Origin of the sequence: Luteolibacter flavescens (assembly GCF_025950085.1) — a bacterium.
In the GTDB taxonomy this organism is placed as follows: domain Bacteria; phylum Verrucomicrobiota; class Verrucomicrobiia; order Verrucomicrobiales; family Akkermansiaceae; genus Haloferula; species Haloferula flavescens.
In genome coordinates this window covers 629726-651155 of record NZ_JAPDDS010000001.1, presented here as the reverse complement: position 1 = coordinate 651155, position 21430 = coordinate 629726, and the positions used below count along the sequence as shown (strand labels likewise).

General features: G+C 64.2%; 16 protein-coding genes. 4 read left to right on the top strand and 12 right to left on the bottom strand.

Features of this window, described 5'->3' with window-relative positions:
* Positions 1-22: 22 nt before the first annotated feature.
* Positions 23-2665 carry a glycosyl hydrolase gene (locus OKA04_RS02700; protein ID WP_264499579.1) on the bottom strand — a complete coding sequence of 881 codons (2643 nt, stop codon included), beginning with the start codon at positions 2663-2665 and terminating at the stop codon, positions 23-25.
* Positions 2666-2892: 227 nt separating this feature from the next.
* Between OKA04_RS02700 and OKA04_RS02695 the strand changes: the two genes are divergently transcribed.
* Positions 2893-4872, top strand: coding sequence for a DNA gyrase/topoisomerase IV subunit A (locus tag OKA04_RS02695; RefSeq protein WP_264499578.1), 1980 nt, complete (start codon positions 2893-2895; stop codon positions 4870-4872).
* On the opposite strand, the gene OKA04_RS02690 is transcribed toward OKA04_RS02695, so the two are convergent.
* From OKA04_RS02690 to gatB, 5 genes are all read right to left on the bottom strand, one after another.
* The gene (locus tag OKA04_RS02690; RefSeq protein ID WP_264499577.1) at positions 4873-5493 is read right to left on the bottom strand and encodes a hypothetical protein; all 621 of its coding nucleotides are present in this window, start codon (positions 5491-5493) and stop codon (positions 4873-4875) included.
* A 25-nt stretch (positions 5494-5518) separates the two neighbouring features.
* Positions 5519-6346: a DNA-methyltransferase gene (locus OKA04_RS02685; RefSeq protein WP_264499576.1), complete on the bottom strand. Its 828-nt coding sequence runs from the start codon at positions 6344-6346 to the stop codon at positions 5519-5521.
* A 67-nt stretch (positions 6347-6413) separates the two neighbouring features.
* Positions 6414-6629 carry a hypothetical protein gene (locus tag OKA04_RS02680; protein ID WP_264499575.1) on the bottom strand — a complete coding sequence of 72 codons (216 nt, stop codon included), beginning with the start codon at positions 6627-6629 and terminating at the stop codon, positions 6414-6416.
* On the bottom strand, positions 6626-7168 hold the full coding sequence (locus tag OKA04_RS02675; RefSeq protein ID WP_264499574.1) for a nucleotidyl transferase AbiEii/AbiGii toxin family protein: 543 nt from the start codon (positions 7166-7168) through the stop codon (positions 6626-6628). The genes OKA04_RS02680 and OKA04_RS02675 overlap by 4 nt, the downstream gene beginning before the upstream one ends.
* An 8-nt stretch (positions 7169-7176) precedes the next feature.
* Positions 7177-8634, bottom strand: a complete 1458-nt coding sequence (gatB, locus tag OKA04_RS02670) for an Asp-tRNA(Asn)/Glu-tRNA(Gln) amidotransferase subunit GatB (RefSeq protein WP_264499573.1) — start codon at positions 8632-8634, stop codon at positions 7177-7179.
* A gap of 201 nt (positions 8635-8835) precedes the next feature.
* Here gatB and OKA04_RS02665 point away from each other — a divergent pair, with 201 nt between their 5' ends.
* Positions 8836-10683 (top strand): SLC13 family permease, encoded by a 1848-nt coding sequence (locus OKA04_RS02665; protein ID WP_264499572.1) that lies wholly within the window; start codon positions 8836-8838, stop codon positions 10681-10683.
* Between the two features lie 32 nt (positions 10684-10715).
* Here OKA04_RS02665 and OKA04_RS02660 read toward each other — a convergent pair whose 3' ends face one another.
* From OKA04_RS02660 to OKA04_RS02650, 3 genes are read right to left on the bottom strand one after another with little or no spacing between them, the layout of a single operon-like run.
* Positions 10716-11825, bottom strand: coding sequence for a glycosyltransferase family 4 protein (locus OKA04_RS02660; protein WP_264499571.1), 1110 nt, complete (start codon positions 11823-11825; stop codon positions 10716-10718).
* Positions 11822-12742 (bottom strand): mitochondrial fission ELM1 family protein, encoded by a 921-nt coding sequence (locus tag OKA04_RS02655; protein ID WP_264499570.1) that lies wholly within the window; start codon positions 12740-12742, stop codon positions 11822-11824. The genes OKA04_RS02660 and OKA04_RS02655 overlap by 4 nt, the downstream gene beginning before the upstream one ends.
* Complete coding sequence (locus OKA04_RS02650) at positions 12739-14118, bottom strand: lysophospholipid acyltransferase family protein (protein WP_264499569.1); 1380 nt, start codon at positions 14116-14118, stop codon at positions 12739-12741. Before OKA04_RS02650 ends, OKA04_RS02655 begins: the two co-directional genes overlap by 4 nt.
* 154 nt (positions 14119-14272) lie before the next feature.
* On the opposite strand from OKA04_RS02650, the gene OKA04_RS02645 reads away from it, so the two are divergent.
* Complete coding sequence (locus OKA04_RS02645; protein ID WP_264499568.1) at positions 14273-15166, top strand: YihY/virulence factor BrkB family protein; 894 nt, start codon at positions 14273-14275, stop codon at positions 15164-15166.
* On the opposite strand, the gene OKA04_RS02640 is transcribed toward OKA04_RS02645, so the two are convergent.
* Positions 15130-16260: a glycoside hydrolase family 76 protein gene (locus OKA04_RS02640; RefSeq protein ID WP_264499567.1), complete on the bottom strand. Its 1131-nt coding sequence runs from the start codon at positions 16258-16260 to the stop codon at positions 15130-15132. The genes OKA04_RS02645 and OKA04_RS02640 overlap by 37 nt on opposite strands.
* Before the next feature lie 363 nt (positions 16261-16623).
* Here OKA04_RS02640 and OKA04_RS02635 point away from each other — a divergent pair, with 363 nt between their 5' ends.
* Positions 16624-17415 carry a sulfite exporter TauE/SafE family protein gene (locus OKA04_RS02635; RefSeq protein WP_264499566.1) on the top strand — a complete coding sequence of 264 codons (792 nt, stop codon included), beginning with the start codon at positions 16624-16626 and terminating at the stop codon, positions 17413-17415.
* 11 nt (positions 17416-17426) lie between these two features.
* Here the strand turns inward: OKA04_RS02635 and OKA04_RS02630 are convergent, their stop codons facing one another.
* Positions 17427-18143 (bottom strand): M50 family metallopeptidase, encoded by a 717-nt coding sequence (locus OKA04_RS02630; RefSeq protein WP_264499565.1) that lies wholly within the window; start codon positions 18141-18143, stop codon positions 17427-17429.
* Positions 18144-18898: 755 nt separating this feature from the next.
* Positions 18899-21421, bottom strand: coding sequence for a DNA topoisomerase III (locus OKA04_RS02625; protein ID WP_264499564.1), 2523 nt, complete (start codon positions 21419-21421; stop codon positions 18899-18901).
* Positions 21422-21430: the final 9 nt, after the last annotated feature.

The window sequence follows — 21430 nt, the reverse complement described above, 5'->3', positions numbered from 1 at the left end:
AGCGTGCATGATCCCCGTGGCATCAAGGTTTTCTCAACGGAAGAAGTCGCACCGGGCCAAGCAAGCCGGATGGCAGGGGAGGCAATGAAGACGCGTCGAAATCCTTGTAGTCGATGTTCACAAAGTTGATTTCGTGGAAGGATTTCCACGGGATCTTGCGCCGGTCGAGGTCGGTGATGCGGTTTGCGGCGAGGTTCGAGACTTCGATTTCGAGGACGTTCGTGCCCTTCTCTAACAGATCGCTGGCGTCGATCCGATGCGGTGGTGTCCAGCAAGTGCCCGCATCCTTTCCATTGATCCGCACCCTTGCAGTATGCGCGATCTCGCCCAGATCGAGCACGGCCGGAAAGCTCTCATCCAGCGTGAACTCCAAACGATAGAGCGCGGTGCCGGAGAAGCTGCGGAAGGCGTCTCCGGCCTGCTCCGTCCAAGAGCCCAAGGTAGAAGTCTCGAAGGAGGCGGGCAGTGCCGGGCCTCCCTCGAGGAAGCTGACCTTCCACGTGCCGGCCAGCGGGAGCGATTCGCCGCTCGGCTCCAGCGCTGTCCATCGCGGGCCATCGGCCGATCTGTTAGAGAAGGTGCGGATGATGCGCGATTCGCCCGGCGCGAGGCTGAGGTGGATGCCGTCCGTGATCTCGGTCACGCCGCTCCTGCCGGTCATCGGGTCGAGCATCACGGCGGACTTCATCGGCGTGGCAAAGGTCACCTGCTCGCGGAAGTCCTTCCCGGTCGTGTTCACGATGAAGTAGCACCAGCCGTCCTCTCTCCGGCGACGCACGAAGCGAAGCCCATGCTTTGCCAGCGGCTCGGCAGCGCTTCCGGATGCGGCGAGGACCTGCTCCGGATTTCCGCGGACGATGATGCGTCCCCGCGAAACCGGAGTGCCCCCGTCGCCCTTCACCGCAGCGAAGATCGCGGCGAGCTCCTTCTTCCGGTCCTCAAGAGCCGACAGCCCCGGAACGTCGGCAGGAAGCGCGCCCATGAAGACGACGGTGGCTCCCGCTTCCGCGAGGTCGATCAGGCGACGCGCGACATCGGGTGAGAGATGGCGGGTCTCGGGAATGACCAGCAGCTTGTGGGAAGAACCGCCGAGTTCGATGAGGCCACCATTGACCTTTGCATCGGCCAGCAGTCGCTCCGACACGTAGTCGCACGGGACGCCCGCCTTCCACAGATCCATCGCGGCGCGGTAGAATGCGGTTGGATGCAGCCACTTCTCCTGATTGTGCATCGTGAAAAGTGGCAGGCCTTCGCTGCCATCGTGCCAGATGTCGTGGATGGGGAAATACAGCAGCACGTCGGCGTCCGGCCGACCTGCCTGGAGATGGGACTGCACGCGTGCGATGTAGGAATTGAAAGCAGGCAGGTCCTTCCACAGCCCGCCATTCGGCCCCATGTGGGTGGAGGCGTAGAAAAGCCAGCCGGGCCACGGCGCATCCGCGGGAGAGTAGGAGATGCCGTGATAGACGATGTGGTTCACGCCGCCGAGCCAGACGAAATCCGCCGCTTCCTTCAGCTTCGCGGGGGTCACTTGGAAGTGCTCGCCGAGCCAAGTGAAAGTCTCCGCCGAAACGAGCTTCTTCCCGGTGGCGTGAGCCGCGGATGATGCGAACTGGAGCATCGGGATCTGCACTTCATCGACGTGGCGGAAGATCTCCGTTTCCGGGATGTCCGCGACGGCGTAGTGGTCGAGCAGGTTGCCCGGCGAGCCGTGGGCTTGGTTCCTCGTCAGGCTGCCGCGCTGCCCGACCCAGTCGTGCCACTTGGCAAGATACTCGCGATGCAGGTCGCTCATCGTCTCCCGGTAGTCGGCACGGACGCGTGTAACGGTCCCGGCATCGCCCTCGCCGTTGAAGGCGGGGAGCTGCGTGCGCAGGTCGTAGCCGCGAAGCTCCTCGAACCGCGCGAAAAGTTCGTCGGTCCACCCTGCACCGTAGTATTCGAAGGAATCGTGGAAATGGGCGCGCGGCTCGGGGACATCGGGCCGGTCGAGCGCGGTGCCGAAGGGCTTCAGGTAGTTCGCGATTGCCTCCGGTGAGAAGGGGTCGAGCACCCAGCCTGCACCGCCGGGCGCGGCCCGCTTCACCTTCTGGATGCCGTGTTTCGAAGCGAGGCCGTGGACCCTCCAGGTGCCCTCGGCAGGGGTCCAGGTGAGGCGATTCCCTTTCACGAGGTCCATCAGGTCGGCGTCTTGCCCGTCCTCGGATCGTGCAGTCAGCGCCTCGATCTTCCCGTCCGCCACCAGCCGGAAGACCTGCCCTGCCCCGGCGGTTTGGACGATGGGTTTGAGCGATGCGGAGGCGTCCTTTTCCTCCACCCATGGCCCGCCGAAGGGCCAGCCGGTGCCGGTGGTGAGGTCGATGCCCATCCCGAGCCGGGCGCTCTCCCTCGCGGCATGGGCGTAGGCGGCGGTCCATTTTTCGGAGAGGAAGGTCAGGTCGCGATCCTCGTAGCCCTTCGCCCCGTAGATCGGGCAGATCTCCACGCCGCCGAGGCCGGCCTTGGAGAAGGCTTCCAGCTCGCGCGTCAGGTTCTCTGCATCGACGCCGCTGCCGAGCCACCACCAGCGCGTCCACGGCTTCGCCTCGTTCGTGACGGCGGGCCAAGCCGTGTCATCGGCAAGCGCGAGGGAGGAAATCAGCAGGAGCAGGGCGATGGGTTTCATGGGCGGAGGGCCGGTTCATCCCGATGAAACTCCGGAGAGGGGACGGCCCGCAATCCCCCGAAATGAGGTAGGAAGCGGAGTGGGGACAGGCGTCGCGGGGCGATCCGGCAGCCTGTGGGTGAGGGGAAGCGCGTCTTTTGACCCCGGAAATGCGGCTGGCGCAGGATTGGCCACAGTCCGCTTCCGCACTTGCGCCCCCCGCCCGGACGGCCCAGCCTCCGCCCTCCATGATGCACGATCCGGACCAGCACGCCTCCCTCGGGGCGATGTATTCCGACTACTTCCTCGACTACGCCTCCTACGTCATCCTCGAGCGTGCGGTGCCGCACCTCAATGACGGCCTGAAGCCCGTCCAGCGCCGGATCTTGCACTCGATGAGGGAGCTCGACGACGGCCGCTACAACAAGGTGGCGAACATTGCGGGCCACACGATCAACTACCACCCGCACGGCAACGTCGCGATCGAGGAAGCGCTGGTGGTGCTGGGGCAAAAGGACCTGCTGATCGACCCGCAGGGGAACTGGGGAAACATCCTCACCGGTGACGGTGCCGCCGCAGGACGATACATCGAGGCGCGCCTCACGAAGTTCGCGCTCGATATCCTCTTCAGCCCGAAGATCACCGAGTGGATCTCGAACTACGACGGCCGCCGTAAGGAGCCGCTGACGCTGCCGGTGAAATTCCCGCTGCTGCTCGCCCACGGCATCGAGGGGATCGCGGTCGGACTTGCGTGCAAATTCCTGCCGCACAATTTCATCGAGCTGATCGATGCGTCGGTCTGTGCCCTGCGGAAGGAGCCCTTCGAGCTGCTGCCGGATTTCCCCACTGCGGGCATCATGGATGCCAGCGACTACAAGGACGGCCTGCGTGGCGGACGCGTGCGCGTGCGTGCGCGGATTTCTTCGGAGAAGAAGGGGGTGATGCGCATCACGGAGATCCCCTTTGGCACCACCACGGGCGCGCTGATGGACTCCATCGTGGCCGCGGCGGACAAGGGGAAGATCAAGATCGCGAAGATCGAGGACAACACGGCCGCCGAGGTCGATATCCTCGTTCACCTGCCGTCTGGCGTGGATCCGGACAACATGCGCGACGCGCTATATGCCTTCACGGATTGCGAGCTCAGCCTCTCGCCGAATGCCTGCGTCATCGCGGATGACAAGCCGCAGTTCCTCGGCGTGTCCGAGATCCTGAAGCGGAACGCGGAGCACACCAAGGAACTGCTGCGGCAGGAGTTGGAGATCCGCCTCGCCGAGCTTGCCGAGAAGTGGCACTTCAGCTCGCTGGAGAAGATCTTCATCGAGAACCGCATCTACCGCGACATCGAGGAGTGCACGACGTGGGAAGCGGTGCTGAAGGCCATCGACGATGGCTTGAAGCCCTTCAAGAAGCTCCTCAAGCGCGAGGTGACCGAGGAGGATCTGGTCCGCCTCACGGAGATCCGGATCAAGCGCATCTCGAAGTTCGACTCCTTCAAGGCCGACGAGGAGATCAAGGCGCTGGAGAAAGACATCGAGGAGACCGAGAGGAATCTCAAGAACCTCACGAAGTTCACCATCCGGTGGTTCGAGGACCTGAAGAAGAAATACGGCAAGGGCCGCGAGCGGAAGACGGAGGTTTCCTCCTTCGACCGCGTGGACCGCAGCCAGGTGATCCTCGCCACCGAGACGCTTTACCTCGATGAGAAGAACGGCTTCGCCGGCTACGGCCTGAAGAAGGAGACGCCGGTGGAGCGATGCTCGACACTGGATGACGTGATCATCTTCGGCCAGGACGGCAAGATGCGCGTGGTGAAGGTGGCGGACAAGTTCTTCGTCGGCCCGCGTCCGCTGCGCGTGGCCATCCTGAAGAAGGACGAGGACCTCATTTACTCGATGATCTATCGCGACGGAAAGGAAGGCGCGATCCTGGCGAAGCGCTTCCGGGTCGGCGGTATCACGCGCGACAAGGAGTATGACCTGATGAAGGGCACGCCGGGCAGCCGCATTTTCTACTTCGCCGTCCACAAGAGCGAGGCGGAGAGCGCGGAACAATTGCTCGTCGTCCACATCAAGCCCGCGCTGCGCCTGCGCAACGTGAGCCGTCCCTTCAGCTTCGGCGAGGTGCCGATCAAGGGTCGCAGCAGTGGCGGGAACATCGTCACGAAGCTCCCGATCGACCGCATCGTCCGCGCGCCGAAGGACTACGATCCCGAGGCAGGAGCGTGACTAGCCGGGGAAGGTCGGACGCTTGGAGGTGGGAAGCTTGCTGATCTCGGCGGTCTTCCTTCCTCCGTGGGAATACTTGTAGGTCACGGTGCGATCGGTGATGGCGACGACCTCGGCCGGTTCGTCGAAGATCGGCATGGTCACCTGTCCCGGTTCACGCGGCGGGCTATACATTGGGAGGTCCAGATAGACGTGCTCGAGTTCATTGGAGCCGAGCCGGACGAGGATATGATTGGTGCAGGGCGCGCAACCGTTCGGGACCTCTTCCTGGATCAGCAGCGTCTTGCCGCTGGCACTGGTGAAGAGTCGGATGAAGTCCGTGGGGGAGCTTTCAGGCGAATCTCCGAAGTAGTCGGCATTGAGCGCACTCTCGATCGCCGTGGGAACCGTCATCTCGTCCGTAGTGTGAAGGATGCCGTAGGACGAGAAGGAGTGGGCATATCCATCGGGTGTCGATTGGTGTGGCCCTGCCCGGAAAGTGACTTTCGTCCCCGCGGTCTCCCAGGACGCCGTGGTATTCAAGGTGGTGCCCTGCGGAGTCGACGCCGACGGGACCTCGCGCGAGGCGCAAGCGGTCACGATGAAGCAGCAGGCAATAGCGAGGAGGTGTGGGCGGGTCATGGAAGCGGGAGGTCGGATGGGTCTGTTAGAAAAGCTCCTGTTCCGCTGGTGCGTCCAGACGCTCCCTCGCGACGGACAGGTAGTAGTCATCCATCTCGATACCGGTGAATTCCTTCACTCCCTGCCGCTTCGCGGCGATGGCGGAGCTGCCGATGCCGAGGAAGGGATCGAGCACGCGCGATTCCGTGCCTTTGCCATGGAGGCGGATGCACTGCTCCACCAGAGCGATGGGAAAGCTCGCGGGATGCGGCCGCTCCTTGTCCCGGGACACGATGGTGTCGTAGGGGATGAACCACGTGTTCCCCCGGCAGCGCTTGTCCACGCCACCGGTGTGACCCCAGCGGGCGATGTTCGACTTGTCCTGATACGGCACACCCGCGCCGCGCCGGTCGAGTTTCACGTCGCCGGACTTTGTCAGGTGGAAGATGTATTCGTGGCAGTCGTTCACGAAACGCTGCGAGTTGATCGGCTTGAAGTGGCCCGCGCTGATCTGCTCGCCGCGCCGGGTCTCGACGGTGATCGACTTGATCCAGTGGAAGGTATTCTGAAGCACGAAGAGCGCGTCCGGGCCCTCGGTGAATGCCAGCACGATCTGGTGCGGCATCAGCGGGTTCGCCGGGGCGGCTCCCACGTTCAGGAAAAACGATCCGTCATCGGCCAGCACCCGCTTCACCTCGGCGGCCCATGACTTGCACCACTCGATGAACTCGGCCCGGCCCGCGGTATCGTCAAAGCTGCGGTAGTTGATGCCGAGATTGTAGGGAGGCGACGTGACGACGAGATCCACCGAGCCATCCGGCAAGGTGGGCAGCACTTTCAGGCAGTCGCCATGGTGGAGCACGGAGGAGAGCATGCGTGATCCCGCACCGTGCCGCCAAGGTCGGATTGGGACACGGGAAAAAGCGCCCTGCCGAAAGCGCTCAGCGCAACTCCGATACCGCCCCAAAGTCCGGCCAAGGCTCGGTTTGCCGACCTTCGTTACGCATGAAATCCGCGATGATTTCCTCATCGGTCATGGAGGCCCGGGTCTTCGTGGCAGCATCGCCTCGCACCCAGGACTCAAATGTCCCCAAGTCCACCTGAGGCGGCGGCGGATGGTCGGACATGTCCGGCAGGCTGAGTTCGATGGTCTTCATTGCGGTCCCCGGATGAGGTCGAAAGCCTGCGGTCCTGCGTAGCGGTTGCAGAGTTCCTTGAGTTCGGAATCGTCGAGCTTGGTGGCAGAGTAGCGCAGAAGGCTTCTGATATCCAGCAGGTCTTTGTGATCCCTCGTCTCGCCATCTTTCAGGGCGAACAGCTTCATCGCAAGCAGTGCTCTGAACCCCAGCATCGGCACGCTAAGTGGCAGCGGCGATGCCTCGGACGTTTCGCGCATCGTTCCAAATGTCGCGTCGTCCACCCAGATCAGATCGATGTAGGGCACCGACGGATCGCGGCGGTGCTTGAAGCGGCAGGCCATGCCATCCGTCATGCGCTCGAATCCGAGGCTCTCCATGAGTTCGGATGCCTTGCGAATTTGCGAGCGCTTGCAGATCCAGTCGATATCGAGCGTGGCCCGCGAATAACCGTGGAAACATACCGCCCATCCTCCCGCGAGAAGCAGGGGGATGCCGTCACTCTCGAAACGCTGTGAAAGCGAATGCGCGAATTCCGGAAGATGGCGTTTCGGGCTCATGACCATTTTCAGACTCCCAGCTTCCCCTTCAGCAGATCCGTCACCTGTTTCGGGTTCGGCTTGGTGGAGGAGGCTTTCATCACCTGGCCGGTGAGGAAGTTCAGGAGCTTTTCGTTGCCGGCCTTGATCTCTTCGACCTGCTTGGGATTTGCGGCGATCACCTGATCGCAGAGGGCGTCCAGTTCACCGGCGTCGGCAGGCTCGAAGCCGAGTTCCTTCGCGACGGCGGCAGGATCCTTGTCCGGTGCGTCGAGGAGCACGGCGAGGACTTCCTTCGCCTGGCTGAGGGCGAGGGCTCCACTTTCAACGAGTCCGAGCAGCGCGCCGGTCTTCTCCGGAGGCAATGGCGAGTCGGAGATCGCGACGGAGCGATCGTTCAGCGAGCCCAGCAGAACGTTCAGCAAGAAATTCGCGGCCTTCTTCCCGGGCACGCCGGGCGTGGCGGCGAGGGCTTCGAAGTAAGTCGCCAGTGGCAGGTCGGACGAGAGCACCGAGGCGTCGTAGGCGCTGACGCCGTAGTCGGCTTCGTAGCGCGCGGAGCGCTCGTGAGGACGCTCGGTCAGCAGCGGACGGACCTTTTCCAAGATCGGCGCGGTGACGATCGGCAGGAGGTCGGGGCAGGGGAAGTAGCGGTAGTCGTGCGCGTCTTCCTTCGTCCGCATGAGCTGCGTCTCGCCGCGGTCGTCGTCCCAGCGGCGGGTCGATTGGATCTGCGGGATGCCCGCGTCGAGTTCCTCGGCCTGCCGCTCGACCTCATGGGCGATCGCGCGGCGGACGGCGGAGATGGAGTTCAGGTTCTTCAGCTCGATCTTCGCACCGAGGGGATCGCTCTCCTTGCGACGGAGGGAAATGTTCACGTCGCAGCGCATCTGGCCCTTCTCCATGTCGGCATCGGAAATGCCGCCCTGCTGGAGGATCATCTGGAGCGAGCGGAGGTAGGCACCCGCCTCCTCGCCGGACTGGAGGTCGGGCTCGCTGACGATCTCCATCAGCGGCGTGCCGGCGCGGTTGAAATCGATCAGCGACGACGTGCCGAGGTGGGTGGACTTGGCCACGTCCTCCTCCAGATGGATGCGGTTCAGGCGGACCTTGTGGCCGGGGCGGGCGATGTTTTTCCGCGCGTCCGTGGGGTAGCAGTGGTCGTAGAGTGGGACCCCGCCGCCGATGCAGAGGGGGTAGTCCATCTGCGTCGTCTGGAAATTCTTCGGCATGTCCGGATAAAAGTAGCTCTTGCGGTCCCAGCGGGAGATCTCCGGGGATCCGCACTCGAGCAGCAGTCCGGCGAGCAGCGTCTTCTCGATGGCGTGGCGGTTCAGCACGGGCAGGGCGCCGGGCAGTCCGAGGCAGACCGGGCAGGTGCGGGTGTTCGGCTCCTCGCCGAAGGAGGTTTCGCAGGCGCAGAACATCTTCGTGCGCGTTTTGACCTGGCAGTGGACTTCGAGGCCGATGGTGACCAGATAGGACATTGGGAAAGTCGGAAATTCGGAGATTTGGGAAATCCGGGAAGCTCGTCCGGCGGGCCGATCCTTGGCCATTGGCGGCCAGTGACTCAATCCCTCAATCGTCCAATTTCCGCATCTCCATGTCGCTCCCGACTCTTGCCAACTCCGCCTTCCCGGTGCATGGCCGGGGGCCGCCGACCCCGCACGGGGAGGTGAAAAATCCCCATGACTTTCGAAATTGGCCTCACCCTGGCGGTCATCGTCCTGACGCTGGTCGCATTCATCCGCGAATGGGCGGCACCGGACGTCATCGCCCTGACCGTGCTGGTCGGCGTGGTGGCGCTGGGGCTTGTCGGCATGAACGACATGTCCTCGGTCTTCAGGAACGAGGCCCCGCTCGCCATCGCGGCGCTCTTCATCATCGGTGGTGCCCTCGAAGCCTCCGGCGCGGTGGATCACATCGGGCGCGTGCTGCGGGACAAGCTGCCGTCGAATACCCGCAAGGCGATGCTGGCCTTCGCGCTGCTGACGGCATTCTTCAGCGCGTGGATGAACAATACCGCCATCGTGGCCATCCTGCTGCCAGTGGCCCTTGGATTTGCCCGGAACCGGGATATCGCTCCCTCGCGGCTGCTCATGCCGCTGTCCTACGCCTCCATTCTCGGGGGCTGCTGCACGCTCATCGGCACGTCCACGAACCTGCTGGTGAATGGTACGCTGAAGGACATGAAGATGGAGCCGATGACGATGTTCCAGCTCGCGCCGATCGGCATCCCGCTGTCGATCGCGGGCATCGCCTACCTGACGATCTTCGGTCCGAAGCTGATCCCGTCCCGCACGACCATTTCCGGCAGCCTGGAGATCAAGGAACGTGCGACACCGCTCTACCACATCCTCATCGGCGAGAATTCCCCGCTGGTGGGCAAGCGCCTGAGCGAGACACCCCTCTTTGACCGAGGCCGGCACGTCCACATCATGGAAGTGCGCCGCAAGGGCGCGCGGGAAATGCACGGGCTGAACACGCTGACCATCGAGAAGAACGACCGCTTCCTTATCGCCCTGCACGGCCGCCGCGGGAAGGCGGGCAAGGCCGAGGACCTGTGCGAGGAAATCGGGGCGAACCTGCTCTCCACCATCGACGGCGTGGTGACGGAACTCGTGGTGCGCGACGAGGCATCGCTGGCCGGGCAGACGCTCGCGCGGTCGGATTTCCGCCAGCGCTACAACAGCGTGGTCATGGCGGTGCATCGCAATGGCGTGAACATCACCAACCAGCTCGCCGAGATCCCGCTGGAGGGTGGCGACACGTTGCTGGTCATTACCGCGCTGAACAACCTCGACGCGCTGGAGTCCACGCGGGACTTCATCCTCACCGATGCGCCGGAGGATTCCCCGGTGACCACGGTCAACAAGAAGCCGCCGCACCATGCGTGGGTTTCCTGGGCGGTGCTGATCGGCGTGGTCCTCATCGCCACGCTCACCGATTTGCTGGGAGGGGAGCAGGGCGTGTTCAAGTGGCTGCCCGTGATCCCGATTCACTTTGCCGCCATGGTCGGTGCCCTGGTGCTGCTGTGGTCGAAGATCGTCACGCCGCGCGAGGCCTACGGAAGCATCGACTGGCAGGTGCTGCTGATGCTCTACGGCCTGCTGGGCCTGGGGCTGGCAATGCAATCGACCGGCACGGCGAAGTGGCTGGCGGAGAGCATGGTGGACGTGGCGAATGGCTTCGTCACCCCGGAGTGGATGCCCATCGTGATGCTGTGGATGATCTTCCTGCTCACGCTGCTGCTCACCGAGGTGCTGTCGAACAACGCGACGGCGGTGATGATGGTGCCCATCGTGGTGACGCTGGCCGCGAGCCTTGGCGTGAGCCACTGGCCTTACGTCATGGCGGTGACGGTGGCGGCCTCGACGGCCTTCGCGCTGCCCATGGGCTACCAGACGCACATGATGGTCTACGGTCCTGGGGGCTTCAAGTTCTCGGACTTCCTCCGCGTGGGTATCCCGCTGAATATCATCTGCTGGATCGTTTCCTGCCTGCTGATCCCGATTGTCTGGCCGTTTTATCCGTGAGGTAAGGCGGGAAGGTGGCAGGAATGGCGCTGTTATTTCGGGGGCTGCTCTAACAGCTCGCGGTAAACGTCCATCGTTCCGTCAAGCATCGCGGCGAGGGTGAAGGGATGCTTCACCGGTACGGCGGGCGGATTCTCCAGCAGTGCTTTCACCACCGGCACTGCGGCGGCGGGGTCATTTGGAGGAATGCGGCCTGCGGGGTAGAGCAGCGCGAGCTGCTCGCCCACGCCGCCGTGATCGTAGCCCGCGACGGGGATGCCGAGCCCGAGCGCTTCCAGCGTCGTGCGGCCGAATGATTCCGGCTGGGTGGTCAGCGAAAGCACCACCGAGGAAATCGCAAGGATCTCCCGCAGGTCCGAGCGTCCGCCGGTAAAGGTGATCCGATCTGCCAATCCTTCCGCACTGAAGAGCGAGCGGATCTCATCGAGATACGCGGCCTTCCGCGGATGCGCGCCACCGGCGATCACGCCGTGCAGGCTGTCGTCGGAAGCGAGTGCCTTGAGGATCTTCGCGAAGTCTTCGTGGCCTTTCAACCGGGTGATTCGGCCGGGCAGGGTGAGCAGGCGCTTTCCTTCCGTCTCGGGGAATTCGCGGTGGAAAGCCTCCAGCCACGCGGCGTTCGGGCGGTAGCCATGCGGGTAGTCGGCGGGGTCGATGCCCCGGTGGACCACGCGCAGCTTGTCCGTCGCGGCCCTCGGGTAGTGTTTCAGCACATGGTCGCGGATGCTTTCCGAGACGCAGATGACCCGCTCGCCGCAGGTCATGATCTCGGAGTAGCGGTTCACGGAATTGAAGCCATGCACGGTGGTCACCAGGCGCGGGCGATTGGCCGGGTCCATGCCGCGCCATGCCAGCCACGCGAGCCATGCGGGCACGCGCGAGCGCAGGTGGAGGATGTCCGGCTTCTCCTCGGCGAAGAGCCGTCGCAGCCGGGACACCAGCAGCAGGGACGAGAGGCGCTTGCGGCCCACCGGCAGGGTGATGTGGCGGGTGCCGCAGGCTTCGAGCTGCTTCACCATCTTGCCCCCGCCGGAAATCACCACGGACTCGTGACCCTGCTCGCCCAGATGCCGGGCGAGCTCCAGCGTGCCGCGCTCGACACCGCCGGACTCCATCTCGGGGATCATCTGCAGGACCTTCATGCCGGTGTGGGAAAAAGACGCTGGAGGACGATGGCGGCGCAACGGTCGGCCTCGCGCAAGATGCGGGGCGGAGCGGCCAGGCCGGTGGCGGGCGACCAATAGGAGAAGCGGGTGACGAAGCCCTGCTCCGCCAGTCGCTGCACGCCGCGGGCGACACGGCCGGCCTTCTTGATCGCAGGCACGGGCAGGAGACCGACGCGTGCGCCGCTACTAAGAGCCTCGTAGATCATCGAGATGCTGTCTTCCGTGACCCACACCTCCGCCGCCTCGGCGAGCATCTGGGGCAGCCAGTCGCGGCCTGTATCGCCATGCGGATAGGTGGCCAGCGCGGGGCAGGCCTTCGCCAGGGCATCAAGCGATCCCGCAGGCGAGCGACGCGAGTTGGTGATGCGCCAGGGTCGATCCTTGCCGGCGGCGACGATCTGGCAAATCGCGGCCTCCACGGAAGCGGCATCCCAGCCGTGCGAGGATGACGGTCCGCCTAACAGGATAAGCCCGCCTTGCCGCTGCCTGCCATCCGGAGGCGGCACGCGGTTCAGCGCGCCGGTCGTGGGGATCACGTGGTCCTGCGGCGCACGGCCTTCCAGATCGTGCTCCGGGATCAGGCAGAGATCGAAGAGCGCCGCCGGGAAGGTCGGCTTCATCATCAGCACGCATGGCACGTTCAGCTTCTTCGATAGCGCGAGGAGCGAGGTGTGGACCGCATGCCCCGCGCCGATGAGAAGCTGCGGCTTCGGCAGATGGCCTGATTCCTTGAAGGTCTTCTTCAGCCGCGCGATGGGGCCTCGCACACCGGCCAGGCTGATCTTCGCGGTCGTCACTGGACGAATGCGACCGATCGCCTCGGCCAGCCCGTAGGACTGGTTTTCGTGGCCGGGCTTGCCGTCGGACAAGACGTGGATTTCCAGCGGTGTCATGCCTTGCGATTCTTCGCGGTGAGCACCAGATCCCCGGCGAGGTTTCGCCAGCCCTCGGCATCCGCAGGCATGGGAAAGCTCTTGGTCCACGGCTTGCCGGAGACAGCGACGCCGATGATTGCGCGCAGGCCCAGGCGCTTCGCCTCCAGCGCCAGCGGCAGCTCGCCTCCGAGCAGCAGCACGAAATCCAGCGGCGCGGGATGGGAGGCACCGCACTGCTCCACCACGGCTCCGGCGTGAATCTCCGGTCCCTCGCGATCCCATGGGAAGCGCACGATCCGCGGGTCATCCGGCAAGGCGGGGAGGTCGCCGGAGTCCAGCACGTCGATCCGCAGGTCGGGCCGCAATTCCAAGAGCTCGTGCAGCACCTCCACCGCATCCGGCCTGCCCGCGGGTAGAGTGACGGCGAGTCTCGTCGGTACCGTGGCCGTGCGCGCCGCCTCGGTGGGCACCTGCTTCGTGAAGAAGCAGAGCGGGCGCACGCGGTCGATGCGCCAGCGGTCGTGGAACCAGAAGACATCCGTGAGCCGGTCGCGCATCGCCGTCTCCAGGTGGGTGAGGACTTCCGGCGTGCGTGCCTTGTCCGGCACGGGCCGCACCTTCAGCCGCCAGCGGCCGGTGCCCACGCAAAAAACCGAGAGCGTCACCATTGCCGCACCCGTGCGCCGAGCCAGCAGAGCGGGCAGGGGAGTGCAGGAGGAAAGACGTCCGAAGAAGGGACACAGCTCGCCATGCCCCCCGGCGCGCTGGTCCGTCATCACCGTGACCACACCGCCCTCGCGGAGCAGTGCCGCAGGTCCATTGAAGCCGTCGTGCTTGTCGAAGAGCACGGCCCCTTGCTGCGTGCGGCGCTGCACCGTCAGCTCGTCCAGCAGCGGATTCTCCAGTCGGCGGAAAATCGGGCCGCCCTTCGCGTCCGGGCCAAGGGTCTTCACGAGCTGGGCGAGCACTTCCCAGTTCCCCATGTGCGACCACACCAGCACCACGCCGCGACCCGCCTTCACCGGCTCGAGCAAGTGTTCCAGACCCTCGAATTCGATGTGCGCCTGCAGTTCTTCCGGCGTCATCAGCGCGGCGCGTTGGCTGCTCAGGAGGTTGTTCCCCGCACGGCGGAAAGTTTCCCGCACCATCCGGCCGATCTCCGCGGCATCCGGCGGGGTCTCGTCAGCGGCAGTGGCGATCCGCAGGTTTCGCTCCACCAGCTTGCGCCATTTCGGGAAAAGCGCCCATGCGAGCACGCCGAGCCCTTGGCCGACGCGGACCGTGGTCTCCAGCGAGAAAAGAGACAACAGCCCCTCCGCCGCGCGGAATGCCGCATACTCCAGCCGGTGGGCCAGGGTCGGGGACTTCGGGGTTTCATCGGCGGCTTCGCTCATGCGCGGGGCGACTTTCCACACGCGCCCGCCGTCCGGCAAGCCCCGTGGCAGCGGGGGCTGACAGCGGCCCGCGATGGCAGGGCGGGGGCATACCGATGGAATCGGCGCTTTCGCGTGACGCGTTCCGGGTGTTAGATGCCGGACGATGTCGAGGATGCGAAAGCTGCGCTTCTTCCTTTTCCTGCGGATCATGACCCGCCGGTGGAGGCAGCATCGCCATGCCGACAATGCGGCGGCGCTCGCCTTCTACGCGATGATCTCGCTGCCCCCGCTGCTGCTCATCGGCGTGACGGTCGCGGGCATGGTGCTGGGGGAAAAAGCCGCCCACGGCGAGCTGGAGCGCAAGATGGCGGCGGTGCTTGGCGAGGAGATGGCCCGCGTCATAGAGGGCGTGCTGCAGAGCGCCCGTATCGCACCGCGGTCCCAGCCTGGGGCCTTCGTCGTGGCGATGGTCACGCTGCTCTACGCGGGCTCCCACGTGCTGACGAAGCTGCGGAAGACGCTGAATCTCGTGAATGAAGCCGCGCCCGCGGACCCCTCGCGGCGTTGGCTCGGCAGGCTCGCCTCCCGGGCGCTGTGCGCGGGCCTCATCCTCGTCTTCGGCGTTATGCTGGCGGCGGGAACCCTGCTGGATGGCTTCGCAGCCTATGTCGCCGCCCGCATGGACGCGCCGTGGCTGGAGGATCTGAATCTGGTCCAGCGGCTCGGCTGGCTCTCCACCTACGTCCTGCTCACCTTTGCCTTCGCCCTCATTCTGAAGGTGCTGCCGCGCCGCCGCCCGCTGTGGCGGCATGCGCTGGCGGGCGGGGCATTTGCCGCTCTCGTGGCGGTCTCGCTGAAAGGCGGGCTGGACCTCTACTTCCGCCACACGGCGTGGGGTACCTTCATCGGCGGCGGCCTGAATTTCCTGCTGCTGCTCTTCTGGCTCTTCGCCTCCATTCAGGCCTTCCTCGCCGGGGCGGAGGTGGCCGCGGGATTCAGCCGCCGCGCGGGGAAAAGGAAACGGGCCGCTCAGCGCGCCTTGATCTCGCGCGCTGCCAGCCAGTAGATCCGCGCCGGGCTGGCCTGGTCGAGCAGCATCACGCTCCGCAGCGGACGACGCCAATTGCGCGCCCAGTGGCCGGGATAGCGGCCGTTTTCATCCCGCAGCTTGTCGTGCAGGTGGACGAGGCAACGCGTCACCAGCGCGTGCCAATGTGGGTCCTTGTCGCGGTCGTGCAGTTCCAGGAAGGACTCCAGCAGGAGATGGGCGAATTTCCCCGTGTCGGAAACGCCGCCCGCCTCGTTGATCCAGTGTTTCTCGGCGGCCTTCGCGATGCGCTTGGCTTCATCGAGATAGCTCGCCTCGCCGGTCACTTCGTTGAGCAGGCAGTTTGCGCGGATCATCAGCGCGGAATTGTAGCTGAATTTCCGCCGGTCGATGCGGCCTTCCATGTTGATGTTGTCCCAATACAGGCCGTCCGCGTCCTGCAGCTTGGAGTTCGTCCAGGCGTAGATGCGCTTGGCGGTCTCCAGGTGCTTCTCGTCCTTCGTGAGCTGGTGCAGGCGTAGTGCGGAGACGATGGCGGGCGCGTTCGTGCAGGTGTTCTTGGAAGTCTTCTCCAGCTCCCGCCAGTAGAGGCCGCCGTCGAGCTTCTCATCCTCGCCGCTCATCACGAAGCGGAAGGTGGCCTCGGCACGGTCGAGGTACTTCTTCTCCTTCGTGATCTCGTGCACCTCGGCCAGCGCGAGCACCAGCCACGCATTGTCATCGTAGTAGCGATCCGAGTTGCGCGGTCCCGGCTGCACGTCGAAGCCCTCGATGCCATTGTGCTCCCACCAGTAAACCTGGATGGCGTCGGCATACTCGCGCATGTGCGAGGCATACTTGTCCGGGTCCACGTCGGCTGCGGCGGCCAGCGCCGAGAGCTGGACGCCCACGCCCCACATGAAAGATGGGTGATCCGGCTTGCCGGTCTCCAGATTGATCCGCTCCGCGTAGAGCTTCTTTTCCGGCAACCACATGTCCTTGTGCAGCACCTCCTGCGTCTCCGCGCCCCATTGGCGGAAAGGCGGCAATTCCTCCGCGGCGGCGGAGACGGCAGGCAGGAGCAAGCTGAGCGCCGCGAGGGCAGGGGAAAGCAAACGCGTTTGGAAAGTCACGGTCCTCATTCGTAGCGAGCACAGCAGATCTTGCGCAAGGACGGTGGATTTTGTGAATCCGTCTGCTTTGTGTTAGAAGCGGAGGGAAGGAGGGGAATAGCTCGGCCTATCAAGGCGGCCCCGCTGGGAGCGCGTGCCACCGGCTCGCTTGGATGGTCCTGCGAAGCAACCGGATGAGCATAATTCCCAAGAGGCCTCTCCATGAGCGCAGCTTCTTCCCTAGGTTCGCCTACCAGCCAAGCGCGCCAGTGGCACGCGTTCCCAGGGAGGGGCACCCAGTGGGAGTGGCTCGCAGGTAATTCGCCTACCTGCCAAGTCGGCTGAAGCCAGCGCTCCCGGCTCCGCCAATCCTTTTGCCAGTGCTTGCCCCACCGAAAGCCGAAGCGTAATCCCATCGGCGTGCTCGATAGTCCTGCCGCCCTCGCTCTTGCCTTGCTGGCGGCCTTTTGCATCGGCATGTCGAAGGCGGGCTTCAGCGGCATCTCGCTGATCGCCATCTTCATCATGGCGGATCTCTACGGGGCAGTGCCGTCCACGGGCATCATGCTACCGCTGCTCATCGCCGCGGACCTCGCGGTGTATCCGGCTTTCCGCAAGCACGGCTCGTGGAAGCCGGTGTGGAAGCTCCTGCCCGCCACGCTGGCAGGTCTCGCGATTGGAGTCTGGCTGCTGAAGGTGATCCTGGTCCAGGAGTCGTCGGATCAGGTCGCGCGGCGCGTCATCGGGGGCTGCATCCTGGCCATGGTCGCCTTGCAGGCATTTCGCGCGTGGAAGCCGGTCCTGGCCGAGCGCCTGGCGAATGCGCGCTCCTTTGGCACCGCCGCGGGCATCACGGGAGGGATCACCACCATGCTCGCGAATGCCGCGGGCCCGGTCATCCAGCTCTACCTGCTCTCGCGCCGCATCCCGAAGATGGAGCTGCTTGGCATCGGCGCGCGATTCTTCCTGCTCGTGAATCTCGTCAAGGTGCCGCTCAGCGGGAGCTTCAATCTCATCACCCCGGCGACGCTGTGGGACAATCTGAAGTGCCTCCCCGCCATTTTTGCAGGCATCTGGGTGGGCAAGTGGCTGGTGCAGCGGGTTTCTCAGCGGGCCTTCGAGTGGTTGGTCATCGGCTTCTCGCTGATCGTCGCCGGTCGCCTGCTGCTGGCGTGACGTGACCGCGGTTACCGCCGGTAGAGGCTCTGCATTGCCTGGTAATTCTGCCACGCGAGATAGCCGAAGAGTAGAGCCATGAAGAGGGACTCCCTCCACACCAGGCCGACCACCGCGGTCGCGACCGCCGCGGCGATGGCGATCTGGTGGACCAGCTTCTGAGGCTTCACGAAAAGCTGGGTGATCTGCCCGCCATCGAGCGGGAGGACCGGCAGCAGGTTCATCACGCCCCACCAGAAATTGATCCACAGCATGCTGCGGAAAAGGGACATCAGAGGCTCCCGGTTCAGAGCGAACTCAAGCGACTCGGCGGAGAGTGTGGGCTTCATGCCGATCAAGGACCAGCCCGCCAGATTCGCGGCATCGCTGAGGCCGAAGACAGCCACCATGATCAGGAACACGAGTCCGCCGAGGATGAAGCCAGCTCCCGGCCCAGCGGCGATCATCCAGAAGCGCCCGCTCTTCGTGAAGCGCCCGCCCTCGTTGTAGGCGAGCCCACCCATCGCCCAGAGAACGATCTTCGGGTAGCCGCCGCCGAGGCGCCGGCCCGTCAGTGCGTGGCCGAGCTCGTGGACCAGAATCGAAACGGTGGCCGCCAGGATGAAGATCAGCCCGTACTGTATTCCGGCGGGGTCGGGGTTGAAAAGAGCCCCGCTCAGCAGGGCGATCGTGAGCCAGAACCAAGGCTGGATTTCTACGGGGATGCCAAAAAGCGTGAAACGGACCATCGGGCCGGAGGAAAGACCGGATCACTCCCACGCGCAAGGTCTGTGCCCTCATTACGAAAAAGCCGCCCGGAGCAGGGCGGCTGGCTTTTCGGCCTTTTGCGGCGAGCAGTCCGCCCGGCGGATCGGGGAGATGACCCGCCGGGCGGCTGACACGTCACGACACACACTTCGGGGGGAAAGTCGGAGGCCGGGATCGGGGGATTCTTCGGCAACCGGTGTCTCGGGACCTTGCTCGGGTGGGGGATTCCTTTGCTCGGTCCGTATGTTCCATCGCTTTCGGTCGGGGGAAACCTTCGGCGTGCTGGGGTGTCCCGCGGGGACGGCGGCAGTGAACGGCGGAATGCTTTATCTGGCAAGAAGTTTTTATGAGGGGGAAAAACTGACAATGCAGATGATGGGGATGACCAAATATTCGTGAATTCACGGAGATCAAGGTTTGGAATCCCTTTTAGAATAAGGGTTCCTTGCCATTTTATTAAGATGTATTAATTTTCCGGTTTTGCTGATCACAAGGGGGTCTTTTAACCATGTAAAACTTATGGTGTCCCTGAGAGTTTCAAAATCGGCGGCATCAATCGGGTTGAATAATGCACGGCGCTTATACCTCCCAATTTCGGCAAATCCGGGCAAATCAAGCGCTTACGCCATTACGCGAACGCGTGGGGCGGACCCGATTTCGGGGCACGAAAAGCCTTTCCCGAGCTCCCTCGGAAAAAGGCACAGTGATTCCGGGATTCCGGCCTCGCGATGACAAATTATTTCGCGGCCTTGGGTGCCTTCGGGGCGCGGGGCGGGAATTCGAAGCCCACTTTCCCGTCAGCGGTGGAGAAAGTCAGGAAGGCATCGAAGCCGCGCTTCGTTTTGTTCGAGACGAAGCCCTTGATCAGGTCGGTCTTGCCCTCGGCCAGCATCTTGAAGACCTGGTCGAGCGGCAGCTCCTTCTGGAGAATGGTTTTCCCGATGCGGACGCCGTCAGGGTCCTTCTTCGTTTTCAGCTCGGGGATGAGGTAGGCCTTCTCGGTGCCGTACACCTTCACCTGTCGGCCATCGGCGAGGGGGGCGGTTCCGACGACGAGGTCATCGGTCAGCTCCACATCGGGCTCGTCCTTGTCGCCGAAGACGAAGTTGATCTTGAATTTGTCGTCCAGTTCGAGGGCGGCGTCGAAGGGCTTGTTGAACTTGCTCTTGAAGCCCTCCAGAGGGCCCACCAGGCGCTTGCTGAAGAGTTCGCGGGCCTCGTCCTCGGAGAGGGCACGGCCGGCGATGTGCTTCTTCGCCTTGAAGCCGCAGTCCGGGGTCCGGCACTCGTAGGTGTCGTCGGTCTGCTTCAGGCCTTCCGTTCCGCACTTCGGGCAGGTCGCCTGGAGGTCGGGGAAAGCGCGGTTCTTGATCTCGGTGGCGAGGGATTTCGCGCGGACCACGATGTCCTTCGTGTAGTCCTCGATCTCCTGCATGAAGGCCTTCCGCTGGAGCTGGCCCTGCTCCATCTGGCGCAGCTTGTACTCCCACTCGCCGGTCATGGTGGGGGAGGTGAGGCCGGCGATCTTCATCTCATTGAGGATGTGGATGAGGCGCATCCCGTTCGGCGTGACGTGGAGGTCGCGGCCGTCGCGGACGATGTATTTCTGGGCGATGAGGCCTTCGATGATCGCCGCGCGGGTGGCGGGTGTGCCCAGGCCACGCTCGGACATCGCCTCGGCCAGTGCCTCGTCATCCACCAGCTTGCCCGCGCCTTCCATGGCGGAGAGCAGGGTGGATTCATTGAAGCGCGCCGGGGGCTTGGTCTGCTCGTGGTGGACCTCGATTTCCTTCACCGGGGCTTTTTCACCTGCGGCGACCTGCGTCAGCTCGTCCTTGCCGGAGGCCACGCCCGGGCGGCGTCCATAGACTTCCAGCCAGCCGGGCTTCACCAGCACGCGGCCTTCCGTCTTGAAGGTGTCCGTGACGTCGCCGGTCGTGATGCGGGTCAGGCGGGTCGTCTGCTCGAATTCCGCGCTTGGGAAGAAGACGGCGATGAAGCGCTTCACGATCATGTCGTAGAGCTTCTCCTCCGTGTCGCTGAGCTTCACGAACTTGCCGGTCGGGATGATGGCAAAGTGGTCCGAGACCTTCTTCGAGTCGAAGACGCGCTTCGACTTGTGAAAGCGGGGACCCGCCTCCTGTTTGCCATCGAGCACCGCCTTGGCGTAGTCTGCCACGCCGAGGTCGGAGTTGGCGATGTCGCGCAGGGTTTCGCGCACGGTGTCCCCGTAGTCCTCCGGCAGGTAGCGGGAGTCGGTACGGGGGTAGGTGATCATCTTATGCTTTTCATACAGCGCCTGGGCGATGGCCAGCGTGCCCTTCGCGGTGAAGGGCGCCTCGCGCTGCAGGGAGGTGAGGTCGTAGAGCTGCGGGGCGATCTGCGACTGCGCCTTCTTTTCCTCGGAGACGGTGCCGGTCTTGCCGTCGCAACGCGCCTTGACCGCCTCGGCTGCCTCCTGATCCCAGATCCGCTCGGCACGGCCGTGCGGGTTCGCCTCGTTGCGCTTGAATGCCTCGTCGATCCACTTGCCGAGATAGTCCCCGGCGGCGACGCCGAAGGTGGCGTGCACTTCATAATAGGGGCTCGGCTTGAAGGCCTGGATCTCCGCCTCGCGGGCGGCGAGAATGGCCAGCGTCGGCGTCTGCACGCGACCGGCGGCGGTGATATTGAAGCCGCCGTGGCGGGAGCGGAAGCAGGTGAGCGCGCGGGTCGCATTCAGGCCGACCAGCCAGTCGGACTCGGAGCGGCACTTCGCGGCATCGGCCAGCGGGCGCATTTCCTCGTCGGAGCGGAGTTTTTCCCAGGCGTCGATGATTGCCTGGTTGGTCATCGACTGCATCCAGAGGCGCTTCACCGGCTTCTGGATCCCGCCGATGTCCATGATGTAGCGGAAGATCAGTTCCCCCTCGCGGCCGGCGTCGCAGGCGTTCACGATCTGGTCCACGTCCTTGCGCTTCGCCAGCTTCAGGACCTGCTTCAGGCGGGCCTCGGAATCCGGGATCGGATCGAGCTCGAAGCGTTCCGGGATCGCCGGCAGGACGTCGAATTTCCAAGGCAGCTTCTTGCCATTCGGGCCCGTCGGCATGCGCAGCTCGACGAGGTGGCCGACCGCCGAGGTGATGATCGCATTGTCATTTTCGAACCACGAATCACGGCCCGATCCCTCCTTTTCAAACTTCCCCAAAGCCTTGGCCAGAGCCTTGCTCAGGTCGGTCATGACGGATGGCTTCTCGGCAATGATGAGGATTTTTCCCATGAAATAAGC